The organism is Nostoc sp. (assembly GCF_036917155.1).
In the GTDB taxonomy this organism is placed as follows: domain Bacteria; phylum Cyanobacteriota; class Cyanobacteriia; order Cyanobacteriales; family Nostocaceae; genus Nostoc.
The window spans coordinates 18,903-35,003 of sequence record NZ_JBALDZ010000161.1; the positions used below are offsets into that span (position 1 = coordinate 18,903).

General features: G+C 44.4%; 14 protein-coding genes. 7 read left to right on the plus strand and 7 right to left on the minus strand.

What is annotated here, in order from left to right:
* Positions 1-252: 252 nt before the first annotated feature.
* The 6 genes from petH (at position 253) to V7K67_RS21465 (ending at position 5,647) form a co-directional block, all read left to right on the plus strand.
* The gene (petH, locus tag V7K67_RS21440) at positions 253-1,599 is read left to right on the plus strand and encodes a ferredoxin--NADP reductase (RefSeq protein WP_334732009.1); all 1,347 of its coding nucleotides are present in this window, start codon (positions 253-255) and stop codon (positions 1,597-1,599) included.
* A gap of 250 nt (positions 1,600-1,849) precedes the next feature.
* Positions 1,850-3,136, plus strand: coding sequence for a homoserine dehydrogenase (locus V7K67_RS21445; RefSeq protein WP_334732010.1), 1,287 nt, complete (start codon positions 1,850-1,852; stop codon positions 3,134-3,136).
* Positions 3,137-3,298: 162 nt separating this feature from the next.
* Complete coding sequence (locus V7K67_RS21450) at positions 3,299-4,084, plus strand: Uma2 family endonuclease (protein ID WP_335168320.1); 786 nt, start codon at positions 3,299-3,301, stop codon at positions 4,082-4,084.
* A 53-nt stretch (positions 4,085-4,137) separates the two neighbouring features.
* The gene (locus tag V7K67_RS21455) at positions 4,138-4,965 is read left to right on the plus strand and encodes a Uma2 family endonuclease (RefSeq protein ID WP_335168322.1); all 828 of its coding nucleotides are present in this window, start codon (positions 4,138-4,140) and stop codon (positions 4,963-4,965) included.
* Between the two features lie 17 nt (positions 4,966-4,982).
* Positions 4,983-5,297, plus strand: a complete 315-nt coding sequence (locus V7K67_RS21460) for a hypothetical protein (protein ID WP_335168324.1) — start codon at positions 4,983-4,985, stop codon at positions 5,295-5,297.
* Between the two features lie 152 nt (positions 5,298-5,449).
* Positions 5,450-5,647, plus strand: a complete 198-nt coding sequence (locus V7K67_RS21465) for a hypothetical protein (RefSeq protein WP_334708787.1) — start codon at positions 5,450-5,452, stop codon at positions 5,645-5,647.
* Between the two features lie 294 nt (positions 5,648-5,941).
* Here the strand turns inward: V7K67_RS21465 and V7K67_RS21470 are convergent, their stop codons facing one another.
* From V7K67_RS21470 to V7K67_RS21495, 6 genes are all read right to left on the minus strand, one after another.
* The gene (locus V7K67_RS21470) at positions 5,942-7,210 is read right to left on the minus strand and encodes a serine/threonine protein kinase (RefSeq protein ID WP_335168326.1); all 1,269 of its coding nucleotides are present in this window, start codon (positions 7,208-7,210) and stop codon (positions 5,942-5,944) included.
* Positions 7,211-7,352: 142 nt separating this feature from the next.
* Complete coding sequence (locus V7K67_RS21475; RefSeq protein ID WP_335168327.1) at positions 7,353-8,387, minus strand: serine/threonine protein kinase; 1,035 nt, start codon at positions 8,385-8,387, stop codon at positions 7,353-7,355.
* A 93-nt stretch (positions 8,388-8,480) separates the two neighbouring features.
* A complete protein-coding gene (locus V7K67_RS21480; protein ID WP_335168329.1) occupies positions 8,481-8,708 on the minus strand; it encodes a hypothetical protein in 228 nt (75 codons plus the stop codon).
* Between the two features lie 19 nt (positions 8,709-8,727).
* The gene (locus V7K67_RS21485) at positions 8,728-11,085 is read right to left on the minus strand and encodes a heavy metal translocating P-type ATPase (RefSeq protein ID WP_335168331.1); all 2,358 of its coding nucleotides are present in this window, start codon (positions 11,083-11,085) and stop codon (positions 8,728-8,730) included.
* A gap of 173 nt (positions 11,086-11,258) precedes the next feature.
* Complete coding sequence (locus tag V7K67_RS21490; protein ID WP_335168333.1) at positions 11,259-11,465, minus strand: hypothetical protein; 207 nt, start codon at positions 11,463-11,465, stop codon at positions 11,259-11,261.
* Positions 11,458-11,652 carry a heavy-metal-associated domain-containing protein gene (locus tag V7K67_RS21495; protein WP_292720653.1) on the minus strand — a complete coding sequence of 65 codons (195 nt, stop codon included), beginning with the start codon at positions 11,650-11,652 and terminating at the stop codon, positions 11,458-11,460. Before V7K67_RS21495 ends, V7K67_RS21490 begins: the two co-directional genes overlap by 8 nt.
* 685 nt (positions 11,653-12,337) lie before the next feature.
* Between V7K67_RS21495 and V7K67_RS21500 the strand changes: the two genes are divergently transcribed.
* Positions 12,338-13,777: an RtcB family protein gene (locus V7K67_RS21500; RefSeq protein ID WP_334733829.1), complete on the plus strand. Its 1,440-nt coding sequence runs from the start codon at positions 12,338-12,340 to the stop codon at positions 13,775-13,777.
* Positions 13,778-14,975: 1,198 nt separating this feature from the next.
* On the opposite strand, the gene V7K67_RS21505 is transcribed toward V7K67_RS21500, so the two are convergent.
* Positions 14,976-16,100, minus strand: coding sequence for an ATP-binding response regulator (locus V7K67_RS21505; RefSeq protein WP_334733827.1), 1,125 nt, complete (start codon positions 16,098-16,100; stop codon positions 14,976-14,978).
* Position 16,101 lies beyond the last annotated feature (1 nt).

The following is a 16,101-nucleotide window of genomic DNA, read 5'->3' on the forward strand; positions in this document are numbered from 1 at the left end:
GATTAAATTGACTCATTATTAACATTCTCCCCAAGACTTATCCTTTACCTTAGAAGGTGAACAGGTGTGTTTTTTGCCATGCCTGCATGTCTTTGGTGAGTGTACTTAGCAAGGCATTAATTTAATGATGCCGTTTTTCCTTCTTTCTCCAGTTTTGTGAAACGAAAATCCGGTAAACTAAAGCTGGCATAAGATGGGAATAGTTTTTTTGAAAAACAAACGGTTAAGTAAATTATCGGAGTGGTAGAACGAATGTACAATCAAGGTGCTGTTGAGGGTGCTGCCAACACAGAATTAGGTAGCCGCATCTTCCTTTATGAAGTAGTGGGTTTGCGTCAGAGTGAAGAAACCGATCAAACTAACTACCCAATTCGGAAAAGTGGCAGTGTGTTCATCAGAGTGCCTTACAACCGCATGAATCAAGAAATGCGACGTATCACTCGTCTAGGCGGCACAATTGTTAGCATCCAGCCTGTAACTGCTCTAGAGCCAGTTAATGGTAAAGCCTCATTTGGGAATGCTACAAGCGAAGTCAGCGAGTTAGCTACATCTGGGGAAACTGCTAACAGTGAAGGGAATGGTAAAGCCACACCTGTAAATACTCATAGTGAAGCCAAAGGTTTCGCTAAACCACCAGCTGAAGAACAGCTCAAGAACAAGGACAAGAAAGGCAACACCATGACTCAAGCGAAAGCCAAAAAAGACCACGGTGACGTTCCTGTTAACACTTACCGTCCCAATGCTCCGTTTATTGGCAAGGTAATATCTAATGAACCACTAGTCAAAGAAGGTGGTATTGGCATTGTTCAACACCTTAAATTTGACCTATCTGGCAGTGATTTGAAGTATATAGAAGGTCAAAGTATTGGGATTATCCCACCAGGATTAGACAAGAACGGCAAGCCAGAAAAACTTAGACTCTATTCCATCGCCTCAACTCGTCATGGGGATGATGTGGATGATAAGACAGTATCACTGTGCGTCCGCCAATTGGAATACAAGCACCCAGAAACGGGCGAAACAGTCTACGGTGTTTGCTCTACACACCTGTGTTTCCTAGAACCAGGGGCAGACATAAAAATTACTGGGCCTGTGGGTAAGGAAATGTTGTTACCCGAAGATCCCGAAGCTAATGTCATCATGTTGGCAACTGGAACGGGTATTGCCCCGATGCGGGCTTATCTGTGGCGTCAGTTTAAAGATCCAGAAAGAGCAGCTAACCCAGAATACCAATTTAAAGGATTCTCTTGGCTAATATTTGGCGTTCCCACAACTCCAAACCTCTTATATAAGGAAGAACTGGAAGAAATTCAACAAAAATATCCTGATAACTTCCGCCTCACTGCTGCCATCAGCCGCGAACAAAAAAATCCCCAAGGCGGTAGAATGTACATCCAAGACCGCGTAGCGGAACATGCAGATGAATTGTGGCAATTGATTAAAAATGAAAAAACTCACACCTACATCTGTGGTTTGCGCGGTATGGAAGAAGGTATTGATGCAGCCTTAACAACTGCTGCTGCTAAAGAAGGCGTAACCTGGAGTGTTTACCAGAAAGAACTCAAGAAAGCTCATCGCTGGCACGTAGAAACTTACTAATTTAGTCATTGGTCATTAGTCATTGGTCATTAGTTTTAGACAAAGGACGAAGGACAAAGGACAAATGACAAAGGAAGCAGGATAATCAGTAGGTAGGGCAAACGCTCTACCTACAATTGTTTTGTTATGAATATTGTAAATAGCTGAGGCAAGAGTTCTAAGTTCTGAAGAGTAGAGTACTAAATAATACTTGTTACTACTCAGCACTCAGCACTCAACACTCAGCACTAAAAAATAAATTGGGTGCAAAATGGGTGTGAAACTAGGAATACTGGGATTAGGCACCGTGGGAACGGGAACAGTGCAGTTGTTGCAAGATAGCGCTGGGCGTCACCCATTGTTGCAAGAGATAGAAATTTATCGGGTGGGAGTGCGATCGCTAGATAAACCCCGTGCAGTAGAATTGTCTACGGAAGTATTAACTACAGATTTAGATTCTATTGTCAACGATCCAGCGGTAGATATAGTTGTTGAGGTGATGGGTGGACTAGAGCCGGCGCGATCGCTCATTCTCAAAGCTTTAAGTAATGGTAAGCATGTAGTCACCGCCAATAAAGCTGCGATCGCCCGCTTTGGGGCAGAAATTTTCACAACTGCCAATCAAGCCGGCGTATACGTCATGCTAGAAGCGGCTGTGGGTGGTGGGATTCCGGTGATTCAACCCTTAAAGCAGTCTTTAAGCGTTAACCGCATTCACACAATAACAGGTATCGTTAACGGTACAACGAACTACATCCTGACGCGGATGCAAACAGAAGGCAGCAACTTCAGCGATGTCTTAGCTGATGCCCAGCGTTTGGGTTATGCTGAGGCTGACCCCACCGCTGATGTCGATGGTTTAGATGCGGGCGATAAAATTGCTATCCTGGCATCATTAGGCTTTGGTGGACGCATCAACTTACAAGATGTTTATACTGAAGGGATTCGGCAAGTAAGTAAGACAGATATTGCCTACGCCGAAAAATTGGGATTTGTGATTAAATTGTTAGCGATCGCTAAACGTGATACTCCCTCATCTCCCCTCTCCGTCAGAGTTCATCCTACTTTAGTGCCCAAAGCCCACCCTTTGGCTAGCATCAACGGCGTTTACAACGCCATTCTTGTGGAAGGAGAACCAATCGGCCAGGTAATGTTTTTCGGCCCCGGTGCTGGTGCTGGTGCAACCGCCAGTGCTGTCACATCAGATATTTTGAATTTAGTTGCTGTCCTCAAAACCAATACAGCAGTTGCAAATCCCCTATTAGCTTGTGGACATCAAGAATACTGCCAAATTGCACCGATGGCAGAATTGATAACTCGATTTTACGCCCGTTTCCTCACCAATGACCAGCCTGGAGTTATCGGTAAATTAGGGACTTGCTTTGGCAACTATGGCGTTAGCTTAGAGTCAATTGTCCAAACTGGCTTTCAAGAGGAACTAGCAGAGATTGTGGTTGTTACCCATGATGTGCGGGAAGGCAATTTTCGGCAAGCTTTGGCAGAAATCCGGGATTTGTCAGCAATTGAAAGCATTCCCAGCTTACTACGTGTACTTTGAGATTAGTCGGGAGTGAAGCTCGTCAGCTTGCTTTGCTCCAATTTTTAATTACCCCGAAGGATTACAATCTCCATTTTATACAAACCAAGCTGCGAGTAAAACTTGGTTAACTAAGCAAGCTAAACTAAAAAATAAACTTCACCCCAGCGCGAGGCTAGACCTATGACCTCTGCAACCGATCCATCCACCGCCCTCACACCTTTCCCCGACCATACGCAGCTACCAGAGTCTGATGGTACTTTCGTGAAAAATTGGCAAGAGCATCCCCAAAGCATTTTACTCACTGACTCGATTACACCCGTCCTCAAACAATTACACCCTGAAGGTGAATATTGTATCGGTCAGGACTTAGGTATTTACTGGCGCTTGACAGACCCCCTAGAGAAAGGTGCAGAAGCACCAGATTGGTTTTATGTAGGAAATGTACCGCCCTTACTTGATGGACAAACACGGAGGTCTTATGTATTGTGGCGAGAGTATATTGCCCCCTTGATTGCCTTGGAATTTGTCTCTGGCGATGGTAGCGAAGAACGAGATAAAACCCCTTGGAAGGGGAAATTTTGGATTTATGAGCAAGTAATTCATCCGGCCTTTTATGGCATTTATGAAGTGAATAAAGCCAGTGTAGAAGTTTATGAATTAATTGGTGGAAAATATCAGTTATTAACAGCAAATGAACGCGGACATTATCCGATTACGCCCTTGGGAGTTGAGTTAGGCTTATGGCAGGGAGAATATCAAAATGCCAAATTACCTTGGTTGCGTTGGTGGGATTTGCAGGGTAATTTGTTGTTGACTGGCGAGGAAAGAGCCGAACAGGAATCCCAACGGGCTGAACGAGAATCTCAACGGGCCGAACAGGAATCCCAACGGGCTGAACAGGAAAGACAAAGAGCCGATCGCCTAATTGCTCAATTGCGATCGCTCGGTATTGAACCAGAGGTTTAAGCCGAATGGCAAGCTAAACTAAGAACAACCCTTACTCCTGCAAAGGTAGTCTTATGACCTCTGCAACCGACCCATCCACCGCCCTCACACCTTTCCCCGACCATACGCAGCTACCAGAGTCTGATGGTACTTTCGTGAAAAATTGGCAAGAGCATCCCCAAAGCATTTTACTCACTGACTCGATTACACCCGTCCTCAAACAATTACACCCTGAAGGTGAATATTGTATCGGTCAGGACTTAGGTATTTACTGGCGCTTGACAGACCCCCTAGAGAAAGGTGCAGAAGCACCAGATTGGTTTTATGTAGGAAATGTACCGCCCTTACTTGATGGACAAACACGGAGGTCTTATGTATTGTGGCGAGAGTATATTGCCCCCTTGATTGCCTTGGAATTTGTCTCTGGCGATGGTAGCGAAGAACGAGATAAAACCCCTTGGAAGGGGAAATTTTGGATTTATGAGCAAGTAATTCATCCGGCCTTTTATGGCATTTATGAAGTGAATAAAGCCAGTGTAGAAGTTTATGAATTAATTGGTGGAAAATATCAGTTATTAACAGCAAATGAACGCGGACATTATCCGATTACGCCCTTGGGAGTTGAGTTAGGCTTATGGCAGGGAGAATATCAAAATGCAGAATTACCTTGGCTGCGTTGGTGGGATTTGCAAGGTAATTTGTTGTTGACTGGCGAAGAAAGAGCCGAACAGGAATCCCAACGGGCTGAACGAGAATCTCAACGGGCAAAACAGGAATCTCAACGGGCAAAACAGGAATCCCAACGGGCAAAACAGGAATCCCAACGGGCTGAACAGGAAAGACAAAGAGCCGATCGCCTAACTGCTCAATTGCGATCGCTCGGTGTTGAACCGGAAGCCTAAGTCTTTGGCTGATTTGTATGAGAAAAACCCCGGTTGATTTGTACCGTATGGGAAATACGACTTCTTCGAGAGTAGATAACATTCGTTCAAAAGATATTGAAACTTACGAAGAAGATGGTGATATTTGGGTTATAGCAGGTTCAGGCGGAATTTCAACGTTTGCTATTCAGGGGGTTGGAAGCAATTGGTGGAAGTTGGATAGGGGAACTGATATTCCCAACGAACTCCGCTTGGTCAATGATTACGGTAATCACTGGTTGTGGGAACCAAGCTACACTATGCGAACGGAAGACTACAAGACTGGATTACGGTTAGGGACTTCCAACAAATAAATTACCCAATCTTGTGGGGTGGGCATCTTGCCCGCCCATATACAAGGGCGGGCGAGACGCCCACCCCACAATAAGTAGTTGAGTATTTTTTTATTTGGAAGTCCCTTAGTTGGTGAGGCATTTTATAAAATCAATTAAGGGAGTTGTTGAACGTGAATTTTTCTCCTAAAGCAATTCGATTTATTGTTGAGGCGCTGGAATATAAGATTGAAGCTTATCAAAAGCGATTAGAAACAGAAAATTTGAATGATGATGAGGTTTCAGACATCACCAATGACATGATGTTTTTGGAATCTTTGTCGCAAGAATTAAAGAAGGAACTCTCAACAATTGCGCCATCCATTTTTTAATGAGTTTAATAGGCGAAAGAATAAACAATTGCTCTATGTTGAACCAGAAGTTTAGGTGTTTTGGTTAAAGGTGCGTAGACGCAAAGCGGCTTGTCGTCAGACATCGCTTCTCCACTCGATACAATAGCTACAAGATATTTTGCCAGTTAGGAATAAGAATTAAATAACATACAATTTATGTCCCTGGTTTACCTCACCCTCAATCCCTCTCCGATATATTGGAGAGGGAAGCTAGAGACAGGACGAAGTTTTGCATCTTATTTAATCCACGTTCCTTAGCTTCAGATGATATAGCTATGAACCTGTATTAAAAATCCTATGTCCTAACCATCCCAAACCCAAGCCTAGACTAGAAGTGCTAGCTAAAATTAGAAAAGTATGAACCTTGCTAAAAGATTCTTGTAATTTATCTCCAGCCCCAGCCACAGCCCAAGGCACAGCCCAAGCCCAAGCCACAGCCACAGCCACAGCCCAAGCCACAGCCACAGCCACAGCCCAAGCCACAGCCACAGCCACAGCCCAAGCCACAGCCACAGCCACAGCTATGTACGAAGCGTTAGATGCGGCTAATAAATACCCTATTAATAGGTAACTTAATAATACAACAGCTAACCAGCCCCAAGGAATAATTTTAGGTGATTTAGTAGCTGGTTTTTCTGGAATTGCCTCTGAGTTTAGCTTGGCTTTGGGACGAACAACTTCTTTTCTATAAACTCGATCAACAGGTGGTGGAGGCGTTGCTTTTGGTTCTTCTAAGATTGCTAACCATACCTGCATCGACTGAGGGCGGTCTTTTGCCTCCAGTGCCATCCCCTCGATAATTGCTTGATTTAATCTGTCACTGATGCTTGGATTAATTTGTTTAGGTGGAGTCAGGGAGGTATTCTCTAGCTTGCGAGCTAGAGAAGTTGTGGGGCGTTGACCTGTCACAGCATAATAAAGCGTGGCAGCTAGACAGTAAATATCTACCGTTGGCTCTCGACTGCCGCTGCTCATCTGCTCGTAAGGCGCAAACCCTTTATTACCTGCAATGTCTTTTGAACTCAGAGTTTTAGGCACGAGTTCTTTAGCGATGCCAAAGTCAATCAGAACTGCTTTGTTAATGCTCCGCAACATAATGTTTCCTGGGTGGGCATCCCGATGTACTAGACCTGCCTGATGCACCACCGCTAAAGCTTCCCCAATTTGGCGGATACAGGGCACAATCTCTGCTTCTGTTAACCCCCCCCTGCGTCTCACTGTCTCAAACAAATTTTCTCCCGGTACAAAATCCATCACCAAGCAGTGGATAGCGCCTTCCTTAAACAAGTCAATCACTCCCACAATGTGAGGATGAGGGTCTTGAGATAAGCGTGCTAGTGTCCGCCCTTCTTGGATAAATCGCTCTACATACTTGTCATACTCTGGGTCAAGGCTGAGATATTCATTGGGTGTCTTGATGACAACTTTCTGGTTTAGCTCAACATGCAATGCCTTATAAGTAATCCCGAATCCCCCCTGTCCGAGGACTTGCTCAATTACATATTTGCCAGCCTGTAATCTTTCTCCAGCTGTCCAAGGCATGAAAACCTCTAATAATTCGTAATTCGTAATTAAAACACTTTAAAAAAGCTAAACACGGGTATTTTATCTGACTGAACTGTGTTTCACCAATAATACAGTTTTGCAGAATTTTGTACAACACACAATGAAAGTTGAGCTAAGTTTACGGGGTTTTGGTAGATGAAGGACTAGGTGACTGTGACGGTTGATTGGAAGATGGAGATGGGTGGAAAATAGGAATCCAGCCAACTATGCCTGAAAGTAAGGTTCCAATGGCAGCGATCGCAGCTATCACCACTCCCCAAAACTGGATATTTCGCTCCCAATTGGATTTGGTGTTAGGTGGTATAATTACTGAAGACTGCGAGTTTTCCCCAGTCAAACCCAAAGAATCGAGCCATTCTCGTACTGACTGCGATCGCTCTTTATGATCTAGCTTCATACCTGTTAAAATTGCGCGGTTTGTGCGATCGCTAATCTGAGGATTAAGGTCTTTTGGAGACACTAAATGCTCACCGTTCAGTTTGCGGTTTACTGCATCGACAGGTGTTTTTCCCGTCAGAAGTTTATAGAGCGTAGCTGCCAGTGAATAAATATCGCTATACGCATGAGTTATACTACCTTTAGCATAAAGTTCAGGAGGTGTAAATCCATCAGACACTTCCTTGGTTCGGCTTGTGGTTAAGATATGGTCAAAATCTAGAGCTAGACCAAAATCGATTAACACCGCTTCTAACTGCCCCTCTCGGTTCCGCAACAAGATATTTCCTGGATGTACATCCCGATGAATCAGTCCATTTTTATGTACAACTATTAGTGCTTCCCCAATTTGCTGAATGTAACGTAGTGCGTCAGGTTCCGAAAGTTTTGGTGGACGGAGGTCAGCCAAACTCACTCCATCCACATACTCCATTACCAGACACGGATAATCTCCTTCCTTAAAAGGTGTTCTAAACTGTACAATATGCTGATGCTGACATCGGGTGAGATTTACCGCCTCCTGCCAAAACATCGTCTCTAATCGAGCGCGTTCCGACTTGCTAAGGGATTGGAGTAGGTTATCATTTAAGGTTTTAATGACTAAGCGATCGCTATTCCTATTTTTTACCAAATAAGTAATACCAAATCGTCCCCTTCCCAATTCCCTTTCAATCGTGTATTTGCCACCTTGCAACCGATCGCCTGCTATCCAAGCCACATTTGTAGCCCCAAAATACTTATATTAATTTTCACATAAGAAAGCCTGAAGAACCGGAGCCTAGCTTTGTAGAAATACTGCGATCCCTCAGGATTAGGACTCAGAACTTTTATAAAGAAGAAACCACCACAACTCTATTCCAATTAAGGCGAAACCTGCGATCGCAACACCAACTTTCAAGCCCAAAGGTTGCTCAATGCGTTGAAATTGGCTAGTTTGCTCTGATGAATGGGCTGGCATTTCTGCGAATGCTACACTTGATGCTCCAGCGAGAAGCACTAAAGCTATCAGGCTTCCCCAAAGCGTTTTTTGACTGAACATTTGCTAAATTACCCTGAATTTATGAGCTAATTTTTGGTTGAAAGTTACGCAATCTGAGGGCGTTGCTAACAACAGAGAGCGAAGAAAGAGCCATCGCAGCGCCAGCAATAATTGGATTGAGCAACCAACCAAAAATGGGGAACAGAATTCCCGCCGCAATGGGAATACCAATGACGTTGTAAATAAAAGCAAAGAAGAGATTTTGTTTAATATTGTTGATGGTGGCACGGCTGAGTTGAATTGCTGTGACAATTCCTTGCAAATCTCCAGAAATTAGAGTGATATCGCTAGCTGCGATCGCTACATCTGTTCCCGTCCCAATGGCAATTCCCACGTCAGCCTGTGCTAGAGCTGGCGCATCATTTATGCCATCACCTACCATTGCAACAAGGGATTGGGGATTGGGGAGTGGGGAGTGAGGAGTGGGGAGTGAGGAGTTAGGAGTTAGGAGTGAGAATTTATGAGAATTCTTTCTCTGTGCCCTTCTGTACCCTATTTCCCCTTGCAAGGATTGGATAATTGCCACTTTCTGATCTGGACGCACTTCGGCAAAGATTCGCTGGATGCCAACTTGTAGAGCGATCGCATCAGCCGTTTTACGATTGTCTCCGGTAAGCATTACTACTTCTAAACCTAACTTCTGTAAGGCTTTCACCACTGCTGCTGATGAAGGTTTAAGGGCATCGGCAATACCCATTATTCCTTGTAGTTCGCCTTCTACAGCAATCAAAATAACTGTTTTTCCAGCGGCTTCCCAGGCATCTTTATACTGCTGGAGACTTATGGTATTAATTCCAAGTTCTGTTAACCAGCGTTGTGTACCAATTTGTACAAGCTGATTTGCAACAACTGCTTGCACACCACTACCTGCATTAGCTGCGAAGTTCTTTGCATCTATTAAACTCACCTCTTGTGACTGGGCATATTTTACAACCGCCTCAGCTAAAGGATGCTCAGAATTGCGTTCTACCGTTGCTGCTAACTGTAAAAGGTTGATTTCATTACCATTAGCTGTGCCGTTGACAGTCACAAAGTCTGTAACTGTCGGTTTCCCCTGAGTCAAAGTGCCAGTTTTATCTAGAACGATGGTTTTAATTTTGTGTGCTAGTTCTAAGCTGTCCGCACCCTTAATCAAAATGCCATTTTCTGCACCTTTGCCCGTCCCCACCATTACAGATGTGGGGGTAGCTAAACCCAAAGCACAAGGACAAGCGATAATCAATACACCTACCATTGTCATTGTGGCTAGGGTAAGGTTGCCAGTGAAATTAAACCAAATGACAAAAGTGGCGATCGCAACGGCAATCACAGCAGGTACAAACCATCCTGTTACTTGATCTGCCAAGCGCTGAATTGGTGCTTTAGAACCTTGCGCTTGTTGCACTAGTTTGACAATTTGAGCCAAAAATGTATCATTTCCGACTCGTGTCACCCGAAACTGAAATGCACCCGCACCGTTAATCGTCGCCCCAATTACCTCATCTCCTGGCTGCTTTTTGACTGGCAAACTTTCACCCGTTACCATCGCTTCATCTACTGTCGAAGCGCCTGCAATCACCTCGCCATCTACCGGAATCTTTTCACCAGGACGCACCAAAATCACATCGTTGATTTTGACTTCGGTGATGGGAACATCAATTTCTCTACCATCACGGATAACTCTGGCATCTCTAGCTTGTAATCCGATGAGTTTGCGGATAGCTTCAGAAGTTTGTCCCCTAGCGCGATTTTCCAGCAACCGCCCCAGCAAAATTAAGGTAATGACAAAGGCGGCAACTTCGTAATAAATATGAGGTATCAAGCCTTGAGCAATAAAAAATTCTGGAAAAACAGTGACAAATAAAGAATATAGATATGCTGCACTTGTACCCAAAGCAATCAGGGTGTCCATCGTCGCCGTATGGCGCTTGAGGGATTTCCAGCCATTGCGGTAAAAAGATCCACCACACCACAACACGACGGGTGTTGTCAGCACTAACTGCACCCAAGGATTTTGCAGGAAACTTGGAATTAAAGGTAAATTTAGCCCAGTCATCATGGGCAACGACCCCAAAAGTAGGAAAATGCTGATTACACCTCCCACCGCTACTTTGAGGAAGAGTTGGCGTTGTAATGCTTGCCTACTCGCTTTCTCAGCATCATCCTCTTCGGAGAGCAATTCTTCTTGGAGTGAGTCAGAAGAGTATCCCGCAGATGCGATCGCACCTTGGATTTTCTCTAAATTTGCTAGAGAGCGATCGTACTTAATAGTGGCTTGTTCTGCTCCAAAATTAACGTTGCAGTCAATTACCCCAGAAACAGAGCGAATCGCCTTTTCGATGTTATTGGCGCAAGCGGCACAACTCATGCCTCGAAGTTTGAGTGTGAGAGTATCCATGTTGGGGATTGGGGATTAGGGATTGGGGATTAGGGATTAGGGATTAGGGATTAGGGATTAGGGATTGGGGATTAGGGATTGGGGATTAGGGATTGGGGATTAGGGATTGGGGATTAGGGATTGGGGATTAGGGATTGGGGATTAGGGATTGGGGATTAGGGATTGGCAATTGGTCATTCTCCCAGTACCCAGTACCCAGTACCCAGTCCCCAGTACCCAGTCCCCAGTACCCAGTACCCAGTCCCCAGTACCCAGTCCCCAGTACCCAGTCCCCAGTACCCAGTACCCAGTCCCCAGTACCCAGTCCCCAGTCCCCAGTACCCAGTACCCAGTACCCAGTACCCAGTACCCAGTCCCCAGTCCCCAGTCCCCTTAAGCAACTGGATAACCAGCAGCAGCCAATGCTTCCTTAATTGCTGTTTCTGATGCTTGAGTTTCTACATTGACCAGCTTGGTTGTTGGATCAGCCTGAACGCTAGCATTGGCATCGACTGCCTGAAGTGCTTTGGTGATCTTGCTTGCACAAACAGAACAAGACATGCTGGGAACTGTGAGTTGGAGAGTCATAGATTTACGGGATAAAATAAACAACCTTGCCAGACCAAGCTGGATGACTGAGACGTATCCCTCACACATCAGAAATTTCTGGTTGAGGGTCGCCTTGAATTCATCCTAGACTCTCTAGCCGGCTAGAGAGTCTAGAGATTTTTAAAAGTTTTTCGCCAAACTTCAAATTGATAAGAAGAATTCAGAACTCAGGAGTCAGAATTCAGTATGAATTCTGTACGAGCGGGTGATAGCGCCGGCGGCAAGCGAGTATTTTCGAGTCGCGTCTGAATATTGGTTAAAACCGTACAACTCTTAGAGACGCTACCGCGAACGTCCCGCTACGCGCTTTCGCCCCTGGTGGGCGAAAAAATTAAAATATTCTCGCCTTAAAACTCTATCCCTTTATTGGGTAGAGTATTCTGAATTCTGAATTCTGTATTCTGACTCCTGTTTTATTTACAAGTTTGTTTGAACTGAGTAACCATTGCCCATAAAAAATACAACGTACTACAAAACACTTGTCATCCGATGAAAGTGTGTGTTATTAAGGCTATATAACTACATTAGTCAGAATTAACCTGTTGTTTTCCCCACAGTTCTGGGAAAACGACCCTCTGCACCACTTGAGACGCGGCTGCTGAACCCAAGTCTCCCTATCTCTTCACAACCAAGGGTCTTTTTTAAGACTCTATTTGGAGTTTTCATGCAGCCAAAAAATCTTAAACGTCTCCTGCGTGCCTTAGAGCGGCAAGGTTTAGATGTAACTTATAACAATCGCACTTATTCAGTTCGTTTAGTTAATTCTCCTGATGCGCCTGTAGCAGAAGTGCTACTACCAGAAGACTTACCCGTAGAAGCTAAGGCATTAAAGCAGTTAGCGAATTTAGCAAGCGTCCGCCACCCGTCAGGTGGATGTGTTTGTCGTGCTTGTGCTACGCCTGACTTTCACCCAGGTGATGCTGGTGTTGCCATTGGTTCAGTCATAGAAACTGTGGGTCAGGTGATTCCTGGTGCTGTCGGTTCTGACATCAATTGTGGGATGCGCCTGCATGTTGTTGATTTGACAATCGACGAATTCCTCGCAAAGCGCGACCAATTAGTAGAACGGATGAAGGGGGATTACTTTTTCGGTACGCGTGATGTAACGATGACTGCTCAAGCAATGCGATCGCTATTTCAGTACGGTGTTCCCGGTTGGCTGGATGCCATGCTAGATGAGCCTACGGGGAGTGTAGTCAAGTCTGATTTGCAGCAACTTGCCCAAGAGAGCGAACGCATTTTTTTAGGTGGTTCAATGGATGGTGACTGGAAATTAGCGCCGGAAGAATTGGTTCCTGATGCTGGACTAGTACGCGATGGCGGACTGGCAACCATTGGTGGTGGTAATCATTTTGTCGAAGTGCAACGGGTTGATAAGGTCGAAAATCGCTCGCTTGCCCACGCCTGGGGAGTGCGCGAGGGACAGCTAGCTTTTATGATTCACTCTGGTTCTCGAAATGTGGGTAAGTATATCGGGGGAATGTGGCGAGATAAAGCTAAGGCGACTTGGCAAAAAGGTCTAAAGTACCCTGATTCTCAGATTTTTCCTCTCTCTACTTATTCCCACCCCGAATTAGTTGCCAGTTATCTGCAAGCTGAGGCCACTGCTGCTAACTATGCTTTTGTCAATCGCCTGCTGTTAGCAGAATTGCTACGTCTGCGTTTACGAGAAGTATACAAAGATGTGGAAGCACCTCTAGTTTATGATTTGCCCCATAACATCACCTTAGCAGAAGGTGAAGGATGGGTGACACGCAAGGGCGCTTGTCCTGCTCATGTAGAGCAACCAGTGATTATCCCTGGTTCAATGGGTGCTTATTCTTATCTGATGGTGGGTAGAGGCAATCCAGCATTTTGTAATTCGGCGTCACATGGGGCGGGAAGAATTCGTTCTCGCTTCGATCTCAGTCGCAAAGGTGCATCTCAAAGCGAGTCGGAACTGGGATTAACTGGCGTAGACTGCATTACCCTGCGTGAAGAACGCCGAATTGAGGAAGCACCTGCTGCCTACAAACCGATTCAGTCTGTGATTGATGTGCAGGTTGAGGCAGAAATGGTGGATGTTGTAGCACGATTAAGTCCCGTGCTGACGTTTAAGGCGTAGCTGCTAAATAAAAAGCCCCTGGTTGACATCCAGGGGCATCCATCTTTATTCCCTCATTTAGAATCGCATTTGTGAAGCTATAGTAAATCCGTATTAATGCAATAAACACATAAACTCGATGATTATTTTGCAATTAACTGGTTGCGTGGGAATTTCCCCAGCTTCATGCATAAGAGCGATGTCTACTGGCATGGCAAGCAAAAAAATTGTGCATTAGACGTAGGTTGGGTGGAGCGGAGCGCAACCCAACAGATATACCCGCATTTCTCACAAGCTTGAAATGCAGAGGGGCAGAGGGGCAGAGGGGAAAGAACTTGTTGTACAAATCTCTCCCCTGCTCCTCTGCTCCCCTGCTCAAGAGCACAAGGTTTTGAGAGATGTGGTGAGAAATCCGGGTATAGCCCAGATCTAGTAAGGTACACCCGTAGGGGCACGGCAGTGCCCCTACACCTTGCGATATAATGTTGTACCTCATCTGAATGGGAACCGCTATATCAGGATGTTGGGTTACGCAAAGCCTCCACCCAACCTACAATTTTTTTACTAATACAAAATCAAGGGTTTTTAACCTGCGGAGGCAGGTTTTGCCTGTGTAGCCGCGATTTCTAATCGCTGAGGCAAGTAAGAAATTAGACTTTTCAAACAACTTCTAAGCTCGACTTTATCCAAAATTAAGAACTCGGTTTTCTTTATCTGGTAAAAACCCTGGCTTTTTGGCAAATACTTTTTCCACGTCACTGATTCTCGATGAAGTAAAAAAAGTAAAACTACCGCCCCACAAAGCTTTCAGCGATAGCGATCGCATTGCGAAAACAATGGATAAAGTCGAGCTTAGTGCTTAAGCAGATATCCCAGATTAATTTAGTTTTGATAAAAAAACACCCTGGGTATTATTCCAGGGTGCATAGACATTTTTCAGGCATTAATTAAGCTGAATAATAACTTTGTAAAATAGTTATTTCTACTATCCATAGAATGATCTAAATATTGCTCTATATATGGTATTAATGATTTTTTTATGGTGTTCCATAAAACTAGATTTGCAGATTTTTATGATATTTTCTATTACTTTAGTGTTAGGTAAAATATTCCATAATCTGATATTAATATTTTATTTAGAGTCAAAAATAAACTCAAATTGAATGTAATTTGTGAGAGAATACCCTCAAGGTAATCTCGCGATCGCTAATAAGTAGACTTAAGTGTTTTTAGGTAGTTTTACAGTAAATAAGCTACCTTTACCTACTTCCGAAACGACCTGGATACTTCCTGCGTGTCCTTTGACAATCCGGTGAGATAGATGTAGTCCTAAGCCACTACCTGAGCGTTTATTTTTACCTTGGCGAAATCGCTCAAAAATGGTTGCCTGATCTTCTGGCGCAATCCCATATCCTGTATCTTCTATCTCAATTGTTACCAAATCTGGATTTCCTGGCTGAGGTGGTGTTTCAAAAATGCGGATGGTTATGCCTCCTGCATCTGTAAATTTGATGGCATTTGCAACCAGATTGTTTAGCACTCGCCGTAGTTCTAAGCGATCGCCCATAATAATACCAGCGTTTGGACTCAGTGGTTCTAATTCACTGGTATCTATTTCTAGATTCAAGCCTTTTTCATTTGTTAAGGGACTAAGTTCACTGACTACTTCTTGAGATATTTCACGTAAATCGCACTCTTCCCAATTCAACGTTTTTTTACCTGCCTCGAAGCGATAGACTTCTAACAGGGTGTTCACCATTTCCATCAAATTTTGGTTACTGCGAATCATCACTGCGATCGCCTGTTTCATTTCCGGCGAAATTTTGCAGAATGTTTCCATTTCAAACAAATTCAACATCCGATCGGCGGCTACTAGGGGAGTTCGCAAATCATGAGTCAGGCGGGAAACAAAGTCTTCCCGTTGGCGGGCCATTTTTTGCTGTTCGTCTAGACTATGCTTGAGACGCAATAGCGATCGCACTCTTGCCAGTAGTTCATCAGTATCAAATGGTTTACGAATAAAATCGTCAGCACCAGCATCTAAACCTTCGACAACGCTGGATTGGTGAAAGGCAGTAATCAACAAAATTGGAATATAAGAAATTGCAGGGTTCTTCCGAATCCGACGTGTGACTTCATAACCATCTATCCCCGGCATCATCACATCTAACAGAATCAGATCGGGTGGAGATTGGTCAATTTTGTGCAAAGCCTTTATTCCATCTGAAGCCAAATCAATTTCATAGCCCTCACTTTCTAAAATTGCTTGAACTAAAATGAGATTATCTCGAGTGTCGTCAACTACGAGGATACGATAAATTTTATTATTTTCAACTACAGACATG